This is a genomic window from Halomicronema hongdechloris C2206 (assembly GCF_002075285.3).
In the GTDB taxonomy this organism is placed as follows: domain Bacteria; phylum Cyanobacteriota; class Cyanobacteriia; order Phormidesmidales; family Phormidesmidaceae; genus Halomicronema_B; species Halomicronema_B hongdechloris.
Genome location: NZ_CP021983.2, coordinates 2703239 through 2720183 on the forward strand (window position 1 = coordinate 2703239; position 16945 = coordinate 2720183).

The following is a 16945-nucleotide window of genomic DNA, read 5'->3' on the forward strand; positions in this document are numbered from 1 at the left end:
GTTGGTTGACTCGTCAGGCAGAAAAGCCCCTAACAGCTATGACCAATGACCCGCGAATCAAGACTGACTAGATCGCTGAGACACGTGTCTTTTTCAGTTTTCTGTCTTCTGCCTTATCTCTTCTGTCTTTGGCCTAGGCCCTTCCCCCGGGTGAGCCCCCAGAGCCACCCAATTAAGCGTAGTCTTAGCGAGGGGTATCACGCTTTGCCAAAGAACTCGACCGGCAGGGGCCGAATCCGTTGCAGTTCTGCGCTCATGGCCCCATGAATGGCGCCATTGCTGGCCAGGATGCGCCCGGATTCTATCGCAAAGGGGCCCTGATCATAGGCGGTTACCCGGCCACCGGCTTCTTCCACCAGCACCACGCCGGCGGCTAGGTCCCAGGGGGACAGCCCCCGCTCCCAGTAGCCATCGAGGCGGCCACAGGCGACATAGGCCAGATCAATAGAGGCGGCCCCGCCCCGGCGCACGCCCCGAGTCAGGTGGGTAAAGCGGCAGAATTCGGCGTAGTTGGTATCGATGGTTTCCTGGCGGTCGTAGGCGAAGCCGGTCACCAGTAAACTCGCCGGCAAATCCTGGGTGGTAGAGACCCGAATCGGGTGACGGTTGCGGGTTGCCCCCAGCCCCTTTGCCGCCCGAAATAGATCGCGGTGGATGGGGTCATATACGGCGCCGACGGCGGGGTCGCCATCGACTAGCAGCCCCACGGAGGCGGCAGAGAAGGGATATTGATGGGCATAGTTGGTGGTGCCATCGAGGGGGTCAATGGCCCATAGGAAGGGGCTGCTGTCTTTGCCCCCCCGGCCCGATTCTTCGGCCAAGAGGCCATGCTCTGGAACATGACGCTCCAGGACCTGTAGGATTTCAGTCTCGGCGGCTTTGTCGGCGGCCGTGACCAGATCGCCGGGGCGCCCCTTTTGCTCAATGCTGTCGAGCTTGCCCCAATAGGATTCCAAGGATGGCGCCGGCGGCCAAGGCTGCCCTCTGAGGCAATGTCTAGAAGACGCAGTAACTCGCTTTGGGAAAGGGATGTCATAGGCGAATGGGGTCGGTAGGTGCTGGGTCGGTCCGTTAGCGCCGGGGCTCAGTCATCCTCTAGGGGCAGACCAGGGCGAACCTTGCCTTTACCAAAGTAACGGCCAAATTGTAATTCGTAGACTTCGTCTTCATCTTGAGTCTCGACCTCTAGGTCGGAGCGGGGATAGGCCACGCAGAGGAGGGCATAGCCCTGGGCCCGTAGATCCGGGGATAGGCCCATGGCCTCGGGTTGATAGAGGTCTCCGGAGAGGACCCGGGCGGCACAGGTGGTACAGGCGCCGTTGCGACAGGAGAAGGGCAGCTCGGCGTGTTGGTCTTCGGCGGTCTGCAGAATGTAGCGATCTTCAGGCACCTCGATGGTGTAGGTCCGGTGTTGTTGGCGATGGTGAATGCGAACGCGGTGGCAAGGAGGCATAGTCAGGGTGCGGCAACGACTGGAAAATGATGGCCCCATGGTCGGCCAGTAGCCACGATGGCAAACCCCATTTCCCCTAAGGTCATGCTCGCACGAAAGATTGGCGAATTTAAGGGCAGATGCGATCGCAAATCTGATACGATAACAATTCGTGACAGCCTGAATATGTCCCTGGAGAGGTGGCCGAGTGGTTTAAGGCGCAGCACTGGAAATGCTGTTTAGGGGCAACTCTAACGAGGGTTCGAATCCCTCCCTCTCCGTTCGCTTAGCCTCGAACATCACTCAACCAGACTCAGAGGGCATTTGAAAACTCGGCTGAAAGCCCTGTAGGGTAAGCGTTTTAGAGCGTATGGCTCTGTTGGCCAGAATCCAGTCTGGAGCAAGGTTGCGGGGTACTTTCCAAATATCCTCTCAGGCTAAACGCTGGCCCTGCAGCCGACTCAGTTATCCCCCTCTGCAGGCGTTGCCGTTTCCAGTTGCTGAATCTGGTCCTGCAGCAACTCTAGCCGCCGCTGATTGGACTGCACCGTATCGGTGAGGCTGGTCAACTCCTCTGGCACATCTTCCCGCAGGGTCTGCAGCTGCTCTTGCTGCCGTTGCAGCTCAGTTTCCATGGTTTCAAGCTGCTCCAGCATGGCGGCGTTGGCCTCGGCGGCTTGTTCCGTCTCCCGCTGCACGATTTGCTCTTGCACCAATAGGCGATAGGCAAACCACCCCGAGATGCCGATGGCCAACAATACCGCGATTACCAACCCCGACACCAGGGTTTGCACCAGTCCTCGCAGTCGGTTGGTTCGACCCTGTAGCTCTTCTAGGTTAGATTTAAGGGCCTGCTGTTGCTCCTGTAGCATGGCCAGCACGTCGTCCTGATGCTGGGGATTGGGCGTGGACTCGGACGGGGATGGAGTATTCATAAAAATCTGCTGAAGGTGAGAGCGTCATTAGAGCGTCACTAGAGCGTCATCGGCGAATCGATGTACACCGTCGGTTCCGGTACGACAAATCGCAAATTTTGAGCGGCCAGGCGCTGGGCAATGGCAGAATTCGCCAGATCTAAGAGTCGCTTGCGTAATTCCAGAGAATTCTCGGTGGGGCTAGTGATAAAAAAGAACACCCGGGCTCGGGTGGCAGGATACTTGGGCTCATCGGTGGTGCCATATTGAACCCGGGTACTGGTCTTGTCGAAGCCCCAGAAAAAGCGGCTTTCCTGTTCGATGGTACGGGTTACCAGGGCTTGCTCGTCCACCCGTAGTTGCCTGGAAAAGTCTAGGCACAGCATGGCCATGGTCTTTTTCCCCCGGCTGACATTTTCGATGTTTTTACCGGCCATGGTGGAGTTGGGCACAATCATCATCGTGTTTTGAGCGACAATGCGAATCTTGGTGGAGCGCAATCCAATGGCTTCCACTAAGCCATAGACATCCTCTCCGTAGGGATTGAAGTTGACTCGAATGTATTCTCCAGATACATAGGGACGATCCAGATAGAGTTCTAGGGTGCCAAACAGGCGGCCTAGGGTTTGTTGAGCGGCAAAGGCAATGGCGACGCCACTGATACCAACGCTAGCGCCGAGGGCGATCAAATTCACCCGCAGGCCAATGGCAAACACGATGATGGCCAAGATGATGATCAATACGTAGATCAAGGTTTCAAAAATCAGCACCACTTCGCTGACTTCACCAAACCAGCGATTGACCAGGCCAATGACGGAACGATGAATGATCTGGCGGGCCAGTTTGGAGGCGAACCAGATGATGCAAACAGATAGGGCGGAATAGACAAAAACGCCTAAAAAGTTGTAGAGATCCTCGTACTGAATCAGCACATTCAGGCAGATGGCAATGAAGGCGAAGGCCCCGGTCAAGGTGAGAGAATTTTGAAACGGTTGAATGTAGCTTTCATAGACCGATTTATCATCGGTAATCTGATAGTTACCCAGTAGTTTTACCCCCCTACTGATTAGTCCCAATAACCATCGCCCCACGACGGGAGAGATGGCCACGGCCAAGGAAAATAACACTAGCCTTGTCATCAGCTCCAAGACATAGTGTAGTATTTCGCGCTCGATGGGCATCGTGTCTAATCCTTCATAAAGCTGGATAAGGTGGCTATCCCTTAAACGTTCATCGGTTGATTGATGTCGATGATGCTTTCTTTGATATCGAAGCTGATGTCATAGACTTGCAGTTGTTGGATAATATTCTCCCGCGCCATTTCTAGGAGGCCCTTACGTAATTCCATGGACGTGGCTGTGGCCCCCAAGATGAAGAAAATCACCTGAGCCTGGACATAGGCCTGGCCCGAGGGGTCGCTGAGGGGTTCGAAAGTGACCTGGGTGAGCTGATGGTCGATGCCTAAGATATCGCGGCTGCTCTCTAGGAGCAGTTGCTCGATCAGGGCTTGTTCTTCATTGGCCATGGAGCGCGGGAAGGTCAATGTCACCATGGAGATCACCCGTTGGGCATTGGTCAGATTCTCGATGCTCACCTGCGCCAGGTTGCTGTTGGGCACCACCATCAAGGTATTTTTGCCGGATAGGCGAATTTTGGTGGAGCGCCAGCCGGTGGATTCTACTTTACCCAGGGTGCGGTCGGGTAGGTGAATGTGGTCGCCGACGGTGAAGGGGCGATCGATATATAGCACGATGCTCCAGAGGATCTGCTCGACGATCTTTTGGGAGCCAAATGCGATCGCAAATCCCCCCACCCCCAAACTGGCGAATAACCCCACCAGGTTATAGCGATGGGCCTGGGCGTAAAAGAAAACCACCACCAACACAATGGCGGCCTTGCTGACGAATTTACCCAGGGTCAGCAACTCGGTGTTGATCTTGGCTTCCTCTTCCAGGGTCGCCCCCAGCACATAAGTATCAAACAGTTCAGAAAACAGCTTGAACCCCAGTAATGTGACACTGACGGCCAGCAGAAAACTCAGCAACCCCTCCAGCCCCACCAGCCAAGGGGGCATGGGATTAGCCAGCACCAGCAGATCCACGCCGGTGGCGGCAACGGCCGCCAGCAGCCAGCCCCGATAGGGAGACACCACCGTCTGCAAGACCTCCAGAGGCTGGTCTAGCTGCAGTTGCTGGGCCCAGGGCTGAGCCAAATTGAGCCACCGCCGCCGCGAGATAGCAACCCCCCAGAGCACCCCCAACAGCACCGTCAGCCCCAGCAGCACCACGACGATGCCAATCACCACATCGGGCAAATCGAGGCTGAGGCCAATGGCTCGTAAGAAACGCTTGATCATGGTCTATCCCCAACGCCACTGCCAGCGTCGCGCCAGACGCCCCCATCGCGAGCGCCTACCTACCGCTGGCCAATTCTTGACCGGTCCGGCTCGGTAGAGTTGCCTGGCGGGACAGGCTCACTATCGAGCCAGACTCAGTGTAAATCCCCTGGGATTATCGCAGACGCAGCTGGCAACCGCCTAAAGAGTGGCGGTAGTGACTAGCTGAGAGGATGTTTGGAAAGTACCCTGCAACCTTTCAGCCGAGTTCCCAAATGTCCTCTGAGGGCAGACTTTTGGCATCCCCGGCGAAGGCTATTCATCCCAGAGGTTGGCTAGGGTGTAGGGGCCGCCCTCGACTACCCAGAATTCGCCGCTGACGTAGCGATGATGGCGGTCTAACCGTGCGATCGCAGCCATGTCATCTGGCGTCAGCGACACCTTAGCCGCCGCCAGATTTTGCTCGATGCGGGCCGGTGTGACTGACTTAGGAATCACGGCGGTGCCACGGTGGATGGCCCAGCTGATTAACACCTGGGCTGGGGTGACCTGATGATTAGTTGCGATCGTTGCGATGGTGGGATCATCTAACAGCACCGGATCGGTAGCCGCCTTGAGGGAGTCAGGCCGATCAGCAGATCCTAAGGGAGAATAGGCGGTCAGATGAATCCCCTGATCCCGACAAAACTGCAGCATAGCCGGCTGCTGCAGGTAGGGATGCAGCTCGATCTGGTTCATTTCCGGCTTGATTCGGGCCGCTGTCAGCAGCGAGGTCAGCTTGGCAATGCTGCAATTAGAGACGCCAATGTGGCGGCACAGCCCCTTGTCCAGCAGCGCCTCCATGGCTGCCCAAGTGGTAGTGAGGGGCAGCTCATCCAGAGGAATCATCTTCTCTGGGGTGAGGGGAAAGCTCGCTCCCGGTTTCAGGCAAACAGGCCAGTGAATCAAATACAGATCCAGATAGTCCAACTGCAGATTAGCCAGGGTCTTTTCCAAAGCCGGCTGCACCTGCTCAGGGGCATGGGAATCATTCCAGAGTTTGGAGGTAATCCACAGCTCGTCCCGAGCCACCACATTGTCCCGGAAAGATTCCGCCAGGGCGCGGCCAATCTCGGCTTCGTTGCCATAGATGAAGGCGCAATCAATGTGGCGATAGCCGAGGCGGATTGCCGTCTTCAACGCCCCGTACACCTCACCAGGTTTAGACTTCCAAGTGCCTAATCCCAACACCGGCATCTGATCACGGTTGCTAAATTGTAAGGTCTTCATCCGCTTTCCCGATCGACTGATTCCACCCTAACCTACGAATTGAGGCCAGCTCCCTTGTCTAGTACTCCGCGGTAGAGATTGGCCTCGCTGTCAGAAATAATGCCTAGACGCGGCTCGTGTTGGGTCTATACTCAGCTGCCAAGATGCTCAGAGAGACAGTAGGTTAGACATAGGCAGCCCCACTGACGGGCTACCCGCTTGTCCCTAGACCCCATCGCTTTCTGTCGCTCCTATGGTCTCCATCCTTGACCCGGCCATCTCCACCAAGATTCGCAAGATGCAAGGGCGAGTCCGTTGGCAGCATCCGCTAATTCAGCGAGCCCATATCGACCAGACCCGGTTGCAGATAGAGGACACTTCTCCTGCTCAGGAGGCCTTTTCATTTTTGGTGATTGGTGACAGTGGCTCTGGGCCCCACCCCGATCATCATCCCCAGCGCCGCATTGCTCGGCGCATGGTGCCCCATCTAGAGGACTGTAGTTTTCTCTTGCACACGGGGGATGTGGTCTATCAGGTGGGGTCGAGCGAACAATATCCGGCCAATTTCATCGCACCCTACCGGGACTGGTTAGTGGGAGGTGAGCAGCCTCAGCACATTGCCTATGACGCCATGGTGTTTCGCCATCCCTTTCTGCCGGTGTTGGGCAACCATGATTACTATAATCTGCCCGCCCTCTACGGGTGGCTGATTCGGGCCAGCAAGCCCCTGCGACGGTGGTTGGGCAACCTAGAGCCCAATGTGGGCTGGCACGGCTCCTACGATGGCGATGCCTTTGCCCGGGCCTTTCTAGATTATCTGAAAGGAGTGCCGGCGGCTCAATTGCCCCAGCACTTGCAGACCCATTACACGGTCCCAACCGACACAGGGTATTGCTTGCGATATCGCCCCGGGCAGTTCACTCGCTTGCCGAATCGCTATTACCAATTTCGCCATGGTGATATCGACTTTTTTGCCCTCGATTCCAGCACCTTTAATGCCCCTGCTCCCAGTGCCTCTGAAGACTATCGACGGCAGTTGCAGCGCCGGCGGCAGGCGGTGCACCACCAACGGCAACAGGTGCTAGAGGAAGCGGCCCAACTGCACCGCCAAGGGGAGACGGTGGCTGAGCGCTGGGATGATTTGCAGGCTAAGCTGGAGCAATTTGATGAAGTGCTGTTGGACCTGGAGAAGCAACTACCACCGCCGGATGCGTCACCGCCGCAGGCCCTCCATGTGGATTGGCAGCAGTTAGAGTGGCTGGCACAGCGGTTGATTGCCTCTTGGCGCACGCCGACGGTACGGGGACGGGTGCTCTATTTTCACCATCCTCCCTATGTGAGTGAGGTGACCAAGTGGCACCAGGGCCAGACTTTGGCGGTGCGTCAGCATCTGCGCTGGGTGCTGGATCGGGTAGCGGTGGCGGTATCACCGTCCCCTAGTGGGCAACCGTTGGTGGATTTGGTGCTCTGTGGTCATGCCCACTGTTTTGAATACCTGCGCACGGTGGAGACAGGCCATGGCGACGCCCATCTCAATTGGATTGTCTGTGGTGGCAGTGGCCTCAGTTTACGGCGGCAGCGACCGGAGGGGGCAGACCTCTATGAGGGCAACCACTTGGTGGCTAAGTCGCAATTGTTTGTGGGGCTGACGGGCCATCGTTCGGAACGACGGCGTCCCTATTCGTTTCTGCGGATCGATGTGCAGCCGGGGCACCCTCCTAAATTCGTGGTGCGGCCCTATATTTCAGAGCGCTACCACCAGCAGTGGCAGGATTACGGCTTGGCACAGTTGGTGCTGTAGGGGGCTGCGAGAGACTCTAGGCCAAGGGAGTGACCCCAGCTATGCCCCTTTGCCGCCGGTGGCTTCCCCCAGGGCTAATCCCAGATCCCGGAAGTAGCGAATGGCTAGGACCAGCAAGATCACTGCGGAGATGACAACCTGTAGCAGGTAAATCTGATAGGTGTAGCCAAGGGAGGGAGGGAGGTCTGCCGAGGACAGTTGCCCGAGTAGCCAGGTGTAGGGATCCCAGAGCAGTGGTCCCAGGATACAAGACTGTCGAGAAATGCAGAGATCGGTAGCACCAACCCCAAGACGACTGATGCTGGCCAGCGAGGCGTCTAACTGCCCCAGGGTGGTTAAGACTAAACCGCCCAAAACTAGCAACAGCAATCCCCCTCCCAGTTGAAAAAATCGCGCTAGGGAGAGTTGGCGACCAACCAGGGCGATGCCAGTGGCGATGGCCAGGGCTAAGGCACCGGCCAGGAGGATAGCGATCGCCATCGCTGCCAGGGGGATATCTTTGGGCAACTCCAGAGTGATGGCGATGCCCCCTTGCAGCATCAGGATACAGGTGCCACTGAATAGGCTCCAGCCGGTGGTTTCACTCTGTTGTTTGGGTGCGGCGATGCGCTCGTTCCAGTCGGCGTTGAGCCAGCGGGCTTGGCGGGCTAACCAGAGCAGAATCCAGCTGAGTAGGACCAATGCGATCGCACCGAAGAGCACCTCTAGGGAGGCACCGATAATCTCCCCTAGCTCAGGAAGTACCGGGGTGATCTGTTGTAATTCCTGTTGAAGCACCACTGCCAGTAAGCCACTACCCACACCACCAACGATCACGCCACCGTAAAGCCAGCGACCCAGGCTGGGTTGCTTGGCCTGCTCTAGGCAGGCCGACAAAATTCCCACAGTCATGGCCGCCGCCAGGCTGTGGCTTAAAAACAGCACTATTAATGGTCCCATCACACTACTAGCCATTACTCCTCGGCAGCCAGGCCAATCTGCTGCAGTCGCTGATTCAAATAGGCCGCCGCTGTCCAGCGGGGAAATCGCTCCCTGCCGCCAGTACGGGCCACACAGTCAGGCTGGGGACTCAGATCCACCTGGGGCCGAGGATGGACGAAAAACGGCATCGAGAGGCGCCCCTGGCCAGATTCTGGCCCATTCACCACCCGATGAGTCGTGCTCTTCAGCCAGCCATTGGTTAGGTTCTGCAACATATCGCCCGTATCGACGATAATCTGCCCCGGTGCCGCCTGCACCGGCAACCAGCGGCCATCGCGGCTATGAATTTCCAACCCCGGTGCCGTCGCCTCACAGAGCAGTGTAATAAAATTGATGTCCTCATGGGGCGCTGCCCGTAAGCTGCCAGGGGGGGCTGCCGCGGGAACCGGGGGATAATGGGCCAGGCGCAGCACCGTCTTGCCGCCGATAACCATGTCCTGCAACCAGGTCCGCGATTGCCCTAGGTAGAGGGCACAGACCTCTAACAGTTGCGCCGCACAGGCGTCGAGTTGGCCATAGAGGCTTATCATCGCTGGCCGAAAGCCAGGCACTTCAGCTGGCCAGGGAGCATTTGCACTCTCTAAATCGCACCGATTGACATGCCAAAATTCCTTCAGATCCGGCAGGAGGCAATCCTTGGCATGCTCCCGGCCAAAGCGGGTAAAGCCCCCCTGCCCTTTCATGTCAGGATGCTCGTATTGCAGCTTTGTCTGCAGGGGTAACTCGAAGAACCGCTGAGTCATCTCATAGGCCGAGGCAATCAGCTGGGCATCGATGCCTGGATTAGCCAAGACGAAAAATCCCACCTCTGCCAACGCCTGCCCTAAGGCATCCACAAAGTCAGCTGTCGTGGCCTCAGCCCGATAATCCTGTAAGTCAAGGCAAGGAATTGTGGAGATCATTCTGGCAACTGCCGTGTGAAGGCTTGGTGAAGCTATCGGCTCTTAATGTTCACTTTACCGCCTCTTTAGGCTGACCTGGGATGCTCGGGGCACTGGCCTGTCAGACGGTGATGGGTAAAAGGTTGCAGGGCAACTACTCCAGAGCCACGGATTGTCCTCACTGCCAGAGACCACAGGTCGTAAACAATGGGCGGCAAGCGATTTAATGAGCGCACCGGCACCCCAATGGCCCGCCTGCGAGCCCTAGTTCAGTGACAGCCACGGCGTTGAATAGCAGCGAAGGGGCGGGGGCGCGAGCGACGGGCTGCATTTTCGGGACGCCTCATTCAACGCGAGTGTCCCAGTCGTTATCACACCCGCAAAGTCTAATGCAGATACGCCAATATGCTGCCCTATATGGAGGTTATGGAAGAACTCACACAGACTCTCAGCTCCCACTCCACGTTTGATGCCAAACACATAGATGGCTGCCACCACCAGTCGTTTTAGCCACTGCTCGCCAGCAGAGGTTTCCCAAAACATTGAGCCTAAATTCTGATGACGACGCTTCAATGCCTGTTGATGACGAGGGACACTGCTTTTGGAAATTCCGGTGGCGGCGGCGATTGACCGAATTGTTTGAGAGCCCTTGTCTGCCAGCCTCGCTGCGATTTGCTGATAGTGATTATCGTATCCTCGGAATCGTCTTTGAGGATACGATACTGGCCCTAGCGCTCTATCGCAGGGTTTTCCTATGTAGGCTTTTGTCCCGCTTTATGTGGATAGCCGTCAAACTTATCTTTTAGACGCTTGATGACATTTGGAATTCATAAAAGTTGACGCCTTAAATCCCTTGATATCAAGCGTTTCGAGCTTATGGCACTTCGTCGCGGCTACCCTTCAGTTACCCCTAATATTTGATCCTTTTAGAACATTAGTTTCTTATCTCAATAAGTTACATATTTGTTACTACTTGCAGCATCTTGGAATTCCGAATACCATCTGAAACTGTGAGGTCTTGCACAGATTTAATCGGAAAGTTAAACGGAGTTTAAAGCATAATCAACTTTTCTTTTGCAGGCTGACTGAGCTATTGGGATAGTAGCAGTTTATCTATGCTAGCTTAGTTTCTCGAAGTTGATTTTCAAGGTTACACGCGTGTTACCGATTAGGAGGTCACTTAATCGGCAACATCCGGGTATATGATTTTTTAGTAGGATGGATAACTAAAATGCAGAAGCGTGTACTTGTTTACGGTGCAACAGGTGTCCAGGGAGGACCTGTTGTCAGCCAGCTTTTGAAAGCTGGATTTACGGTCAGATTATTGGTTCGAGATCGCCACAAAGCTGAGTTTTGGCAGCAAGCAGGTGCCGAACTTGCTTTCGGTGATCTGGGCGATCATCCTAGTTTGGAGAAGGCCAATAGAGACGTAGACAGAGTCTTTTTGCAGCTGCCACTAGAGTTTACTGAAACTGTCTTTGAGTATGGCAGAAACGCGATTGAGGCTGCTCAGGAAGCTGGCGTAGAATTATTAGTTTTTAACACCAGCGTACTGGTGCCAGAAGCAAAAACTGGCGTAAAAGCTTTAGATCTCAAGCATGATGTTGAATGTTACCTCCGAGAAAGTGGCTTGCCTTACATAATTCTGCGACCCACTTTTTATATGGAGAACTTGGCGGCTCCTTGGTCTATTCCCAGTATCATGCAGCAGGGAACGGTTGCCTATCCGATGCCGAGCGATTTTTGCGCCTCTTGGATCAGTGTTGAGGATATGGCTGCGTATGTCGTGCAAGCCTTGAAAAATCCAGAACTAGCTGACTCAGTGTTTAACATTGGAGGACCAGAAGTGCTCGCGGCAGAGGATATTGCCAAAAAGTTCGCCCACGCTTTAAATCGTCAGATTGATTATTATCCTATCCCGCTGAATCAATTTGAAGAACAAATCAATGCTGTGATCGGGGAACCTGTAGGAACTGAGATTACAGCCTTATATCGCTGGTTTGTGACTCAGCCGCAGTCACCAGCAGCGCTCAATCTTGATTCGGTTCTACAAAAGCTGCCAGTGCAGTTAACACCGATGAAAGACTGGATTCACAAGAAGGATTGTTTTGCCGCATAGGTGAGCAGATTCTCAAATCTTCCGAGTAAGAAATTTGTTGAAAGGACTAGAAAAAGATGAGTCTTTCCGATCCACCTACTGCTTTTTACTCGACAGGAATTTCAATGAATACTCTCTATGAATATCTTGAATCGAAAGAAAACAAATTCAGGCAACACTCATTCTTCAGAAACCTAAAATCTGTTGATTCCTTAAGTCAATTAGCTTTAGTGGCAGCGCAATTGTCCTTTTGGGTAATGTCTTTTCAGGATTTGTTAAGGCTTAATATTGAGCAAGTACAAGATAAAAAACTGAGTCGCCTCTTGCGATGTCATCAAACAGAAGATGCCGGTCATGAAGAATGGTTCTTGCATGACTTAGCAGTAATGCAAATCGCGGAACCTAGACTTCGCACACTCTATAGTCAGACACATACGCCTACTCGCGATGCCACTTATTTTGTCCTCGCACAAGTCTTTGAAGCTCAAAGTGATCACGAGCGGATTGCGCTACTACTCACAATCGAGTCAGCAGCACAGGTTTTTTTTAGTCAAGTTGCTGACTTTTCAGAACGGCTTAAAGTCTCTAAAGACTTGATGTATTTCTCAAATCATCACTTAAACGCCGAGGAAAGCCACGATTCTCTAGATCATGATATGGAGAACTGTTTAAACCGAATGTGGCTGACGGAAGACAAAAAGAGGATCGTTTATAGCCTGATTGATCGGGTTTATCATGCTTTCTCTATTTTGTTCGATCACTTCAATGCCACTTTAGTGGAAAACCTTTCTGTTTCTGTTTAATGGATCTCTCCATTCAGAAACTTATTTGCTGTTGAATTTGAGCTTTGACGATAACGTGGACGGTATTTCAGTGAAACTTTGAGGGAAATAATGGGTAATCAGTGCTCGGTAACACTATTTCTAAGCGTAGCCTCAACCCTGATGTGTTTTTCTGGTGCTGCACAGGCGGCTAGCCTGACTACCATTGCCAGTAATTTGAATAATCCGAGAGGCATTACATTTGGACCTAATGGTGGTTTGTATATTGCTGAAGCGGGTGTTGGCGGGAATGGTATTGTTGTCCCTGCACCAGAGTTAAATTCAATTCAAACCTTTGGATTGTCTGGATCAATTACTCGTGTTCGGGATGGGGTTCAAGAACGTGTTTTAACAGATTTACCATCGCTAGCATTAATCCCAGAAGGCGCGACCCCTCCAGAACAGGCAGGAGCTTTGCTACCTGCAACAGGAGCTCATGATATCGAGTTCGATCAAAATGGTAATCCCTATGTGCTGTTTGGCTATGCCACAACGACGGATCAGCAAGACGCTCTTTCGGCAGTGGGTGGTGATGATCTAGGCTCATTAACTGCCTTCAATATTAATGAGGATGACTCTTGGCAGCGCGGCGAATTTTCAATTGATTTAGTGGAGTTTGAGGAGTTAGATAATCCCGATGATGGGGCGTTTCTCAACAATCCATTTGATTTAGAGATTATAGGAGAAACGTTCTATATTGCTGATCCCGGAGGTAATAATTTTTACTCTGCGGATCTTGACGGTAATGTCGCGCTCAACGCTGTGTTTCCACCTGAAATGATTGAAGGAACTGATTTTGAGCGCGTGCCGACTTCCGTTGCTGTAGGACCAGATGGCGCTTTCTATATTGGTGAACTGACTGGCAACTTCTCACCACCGGGTAGTGCCCGAGTGCTGAGATTGCTCCCAGGCGGCGAACCTGAAGTGTTCGCGGAGGGATTTACACAAATCATCGGCCTCGACTTCGACAGCAAAGAGAACCTCTATGTCCTAGAGTTTTCGGTCAATCCTGATGCACCGATTCCAACCGACGGTTCCGACCAAGAGTTTACAGGTGCCCTATTCAAGGTGGCTGCGGATGGCAATCGCAGCACCGTTATTGGCCCCAACGAAGGGCTTGTAGGACCCGGCGGTATTACGGTTGGCCCTGATGATGCGGTCTATATTTCGAATTTTGGAACTACGGTAGGCACCGGACAGGTGGTTCGAGTTGATGCTGCAGCATCTGTACCAGAGCCCTCTTCGGCTTTGGCAGTATTGAGTGTAGGAATGACTGGAGGAATCTTGCTGAAGCGACGGAAGTGGACGCCCTTAGAAACGGCCTAGCCTTCTATAAAGGAGCGTACTGGACATTGCTGCTGAAGTTTGGCAGCTTTTTGTCAAAGCTGAACTTCTATATGTATGGGCTAATATTTGTTCAGTACGCTTCTACTTGCATTTTAGTTGCCGTACTCGCAATGTCTTTAACTACTTCTAATATGGAGCGCTCTCGATTGCCCAGATATTTTTGATGTCAAAATTTGTCAGTTCACCTGTAGCTTGTAATTGCTGAAAATAGCGAACCAGATATCTGAGCTTATGACATAAATACAGGTTGCTGCTCATGTCTAGCTAGATAGACTTCTCCCCAATCTCGCATTGTCAGCAATATCGGTACTAAGCTTCTGCCATATTCGGTAAGGGCATATTCCACTTTGATAGGCTCTGAATAAGCCATTCGTATAATCAGCTGATCCCGTTCTAGTTCTCTAAGTTGAAGCGTTAGAATACGGCGGCTAATACCCGGAATTTGTCTTTGGAGTTCACCAAATCGCTGTGTTCTGTCAAGTAGGCAATACAAAATATTTGGTTTCCATTTCCCAGAGATCAAGTCAACGGTCACTTTCACAGGACACGGTTTTTGTTTAGTTCGCTCTGCTTCCACGGTTACTAGCTCCTAGCTAATTTTGACATCGGATCCAGCGATGCAGAAATCACTCCCTACTACAGATTAACTGTCTAAGTCATTAAAGTCTCAAATTTAGAGATTTTACTGAAAAGACCTGGTTGAATGTCCTGTACTGGTTGTTTTTGTTATTTCAGGACTGCGCACAAGCTCATAAGCACGCCGATTTTGCTTGTCAAAAGGCCCCATCATTGACGAAGGAGATCTATATGCTTCAAGAATCTTACAGCTATCAAGTTAGGGGAAATGCTCAAGTGCGGCGCTGCACTCAAGAACTGCTTCTGGCAACTGCCCTCGACGGCCTACTATCGCAGCTCGATCAGTATCGGGGCGGCCTCCTAAAGAGTAGCTATGAATTCCCAGGACGTTACAAACGGTGGGCGATTGGGTTTGTCAATCCTCCCTTAGAAATTTCCTCGCGGGGCAACACATTCGCCATTATAGCGCTCAATGAGCGCGGGCAAGTTCTAGTGTCTTATCTGGCGCTACACCTCTGTCGGAAACCCGAATTACGCTATCTCACTCGCAGTCAGCGTTGGATTAAGGGCACCATCCAGTTCGAGGAGCGGCCATTTCAAGAAGAGGAGCGTAGCCGTCAGCCTTCTATATTCACACTCATTCGCTATGTGTTGGATGCCTTTCACAGTGAAGAAGATTGCTATCTGGGGCTCTATGGTGCGGTGGGTTACGACATCATTTTTCAATTTGAATCGCTCACTCAGCAGTGCGATCGCAAAGAGAATCAGCGGGATTTAATCCTTTATCTGCCGGATGATTTCTGGCTCGTTGATTACTACGCTCAACGAGCCTTCAAGGTACAGTACGAATTTGCAACTGAGTTTGGCAGCACCCACGGATTACCTCGGGATGGCGAAGTTATTGACTTTCGGGGACAGCAATTAATGCCTACCCGTCAGTCTGATCATGAACCTGGGGAGTATGCTGATCTCGTAAGACATGCCCTCGACTACTTTCGGCGCGGGGATTTGTTTGAAGTTGTGCCTAGTCAGAGCTTTTTTAGGCACTGTCAAACGGCTCCTAGTCAGCTATTTCAGACGCTGCACCAGATTAACCCTAGTCCCTACAGCTTTGTCTTCAATCTGGGTGGTGAGTATCTTGTCGGTTCGTCGCCAGAAATGTTCGTGCGAGTTGAGGGGCGACGGGTCGAGACTTGTCCCATTAGCGGCACCATTCGGCGGGGGCAAAACGCGATCGAAGATGCTTACCAAGTTCTGAAACTGCTGAATTCTCATAAAGATGAAGCAGAACTGACGATGTGTACAGACGTTGATCGCAATGACAAATCACGGGTTTGTGAGCCTGGTTCAGTACAGGTGATTGGCCGGAGACAGATTGAACTGTATAGCCATCTCATCCATACTGTCGATCATGTGGAGGGAACCCTCCGGCCCGAATTTGACGCGATCGATGCGTTTTTGACGCACACCTGGGCAGTGACAGTGACAGGCGCACCAAAACGGGCTGCCATCCAGTTTATCGAGCAGCATGAGCGCAGCGCCCGCCGATGGTACGGAGGGGCTGTCGGGGGCTTCACTTTTAACGGCCATATCAATACCGGGCTGATTCTACGAACCATCTGCCTAAAAGACACGATCGCGGAGGTACGGGTGGGGGCTACCTTGCTCTATGATTCAATTCCCGAAACGGAGGAAGAGGAAACACTGACAAAAGCAGCAGCCATGATGCAAACGCTTCAGTTAGCGCAATCGGAAGAGTCGCGATCGCCTTTTCCCCAGACTCCGCCAACGGCTGCATCATTCGAGACTGGACAACGGGTGTTGTTAATCGATTACGAGGATTCTTTTGTACACACCCTGGCCAACTATATTTGTCAGACGGGAGCACACGTGGTGACACTGCGTCATGGGTTCCCCGATTCGGTTTGGGAAATGGAACAGCCTGACTTGGTTGTGCTTTCGCCAGGACCAGGCACTCCTCGCGATTTTCACATTAGCCGAACGATTCGCACCTGCCTAAAGCGAGAGATTCCGCTTTTTGGAGTTTGTTTAGGTCTACAAGGAATTGTAGAGACCTTTGGCGGAGAGCTGAGTTCGCTACCTTATCCACAACATGGTAAACCCTCCCGAATTTCAGTCGTAGCTGCTGACTCTCGCCTCTTTCAGAAATTGCCGCAAACCTTCGTGGCTGGGCGATATCACTCGTTGTGTGCCATGCCCGAACAAGTGCCGCCGGAGCTGAACATCACAGCCATCTCTGAGGACGGAGTGGTGATGGCCGTAGAGCATAAAACCCTGCCAATTGCTGCCGTACAGTTTCATCCCGAATCCATCATGACGCTGGCAGAAAGTGTTGGCTTATCGATTATTTATAACGTGATGCGGACCTACGCAAAATCAGCCACGACTTCCAACCTAGTTCCGCTTTGCTAAAGGCCCCTTACATAGACGACGCAGGTTCCTTGTCATCCTTGCCATCTTTGACCGCCATGCTGTGCAACTATCGAAACT

At 52.9% G+C, this 16945-nt stretch carries 13 protein-coding genes, 1 tRNA gene and 1 pseudogene; 6 read left to right on the plus strand and 9 right to left on the minus strand.

From position 1 onward, the window contains the following. Window positions 1-197: 197 nt before the first annotated feature. Together XM38_RS12200 and XM38_RS12205 are read right to left on the minus strand one after the other, a co-directional pair. Window positions 198-1036: pseudogene (locus tag XM38_RS12200) on the minus strand (inositol monophosphatase family protein). 48 nt (window positions 1037-1084) lie between these two features. Next, window positions 1085-1453 (minus strand): 2Fe-2S iron-sulfur cluster-binding protein, encoded by a 369-nt coding sequence (locus tag XM38_RS12205; RefSeq protein ID WP_080812993.1) that lies wholly within the window; start codon window positions 1451-1453, stop codon window positions 1085-1087. Window positions 1454-1626: 173 nt separating this feature from the next. Here XM38_RS12205 and XM38_RS12210 point away from each other — a divergent pair. After that, window positions 1627-1713 (plus strand) — tRNA-Ser (locus tag XM38_RS12210). A gap of 180 nt (window positions 1714-1893) precedes the next feature. Here XM38_RS12210 and XM38_RS12215 read toward each other — a convergent pair. The 4 genes from XM38_RS12215 to XM38_RS12230 form a co-directional block, all read right to left on the minus strand. Then, entirely contained in the window at window positions 1894-2367 is a 474-nt protein-coding gene (locus XM38_RS12215; protein ID WP_088429984.1) for a hypothetical protein, read from the minus strand. A 38-nt stretch (window positions 2368-2405) separates the two neighbouring features. Next, window positions 2406-3527, minus strand: a complete 1122-nt coding sequence (locus tag XM38_RS12220; RefSeq protein ID WP_080812952.1) for a mechanosensitive ion channel family protein — start codon at window positions 3525-3527, stop codon at window positions 2406-2408. A gap of 41 nt (window positions 3528-3568) precedes the next feature. Continuing rightward, on the minus strand, window positions 3569-4702 hold the full coding sequence (locus tag XM38_RS12225; protein WP_088429986.1) for a mechanosensitive ion channel family protein: 1134 nt from the start codon (window positions 4700-4702) through the stop codon (window positions 3569-3571). Between the two features lie 294 nt (window positions 4703-4996). Beyond that, entirely contained in the window at window positions 4997-5950 is a 954-nt protein-coding gene (locus tag XM38_RS12230) for an aldo/keto reductase (RefSeq protein WP_080812955.1), read from the minus strand. A gap of 232 nt (window positions 5951-6182) precedes the next feature. On the opposite strand from XM38_RS12230, the gene XM38_RS12235 reads away from it, so the two are divergent. After that, a complete protein-coding gene (locus XM38_RS12235; RefSeq protein WP_088429988.1) occupies window positions 6183-7730 on the plus strand; it encodes a metallophosphoesterase family protein in 1548 nt (515 codons plus the stop codon). 39 nt (window positions 7731-7769) lie between these two features. Here XM38_RS12235 and XM38_RS12240 read toward each other — a convergent pair whose 3' ends face one another. After that, window positions 7770-8684, minus strand: coding sequence for an FTR1 family protein (locus XM38_RS12240; RefSeq protein ID WP_088429990.1), 915 nt, complete (start codon window positions 8682-8684; stop codon window positions 7770-7772). Next, window positions 8684-9613, minus strand: coding sequence for an isopenicillin N synthase family dioxygenase (locus tag XM38_RS12245; RefSeq protein WP_088429992.1), 930 nt, complete (start codon window positions 9611-9613; stop codon window positions 8684-8686). The genes XM38_RS12240 and XM38_RS12245 overlap by 1 nt, the downstream gene beginning before the upstream one ends. A 1210-nt stretch (window positions 9614-10823) precedes the next feature. Between XM38_RS12245 and XM38_RS12250 the strand changes: the two genes are divergently transcribed. From XM38_RS12250 to XM38_RS12260, 3 genes are all read left to right on the plus strand, one after another. Further along, complete coding sequence (locus XM38_RS12250) at window positions 10824-11711, plus strand: SDR family oxidoreductase (protein WP_088429994.1); 888 nt, start codon at window positions 10824-10826, stop codon at window positions 11709-11711. 104 nt (window positions 11712-11815) lie between these two features. Further along, window positions 11816-12493 (plus strand): hypothetical protein, encoded by a 678-nt coding sequence (locus tag XM38_RS12255; RefSeq protein ID WP_080812966.1) that lies wholly within the window; start codon window positions 11816-11818, stop codon window positions 12491-12493. Between the two features lie 90 nt (window positions 12494-12583). Further along, on the plus strand, window positions 12584-13837 hold the full coding sequence (locus tag XM38_RS12260) for a ScyD/ScyE family protein (RefSeq protein WP_080812968.1): 1254 nt from the start codon (window positions 12584-12586) through the stop codon (window positions 13835-13837). 250 nt (window positions 13838-14087) lie between these two features. Here XM38_RS12260 and XM38_RS28930 read toward each other — a convergent pair whose 3' ends face one another. Then, complete coding sequence (locus tag XM38_RS28930; RefSeq protein WP_080812970.1) at window positions 14088-14435, minus strand: winged helix-turn-helix transcriptional regulator; 348 nt, start codon at window positions 14433-14435, stop codon at window positions 14088-14090. 230 nt (window positions 14436-14665) lie between these two features. Between XM38_RS28930 and XM38_RS12270 the strand changes: the two genes are divergently transcribed. Beyond that, window positions 14666-16867: an anthranilate synthase gene (locus XM38_RS12270; protein ID WP_088429996.1), complete on the plus strand. Its 2202-nt coding sequence runs from the start codon at window positions 14666-14668 to the stop codon at window positions 16865-16867. Window positions 16868-16945 lie beyond the last annotated feature (78 nt).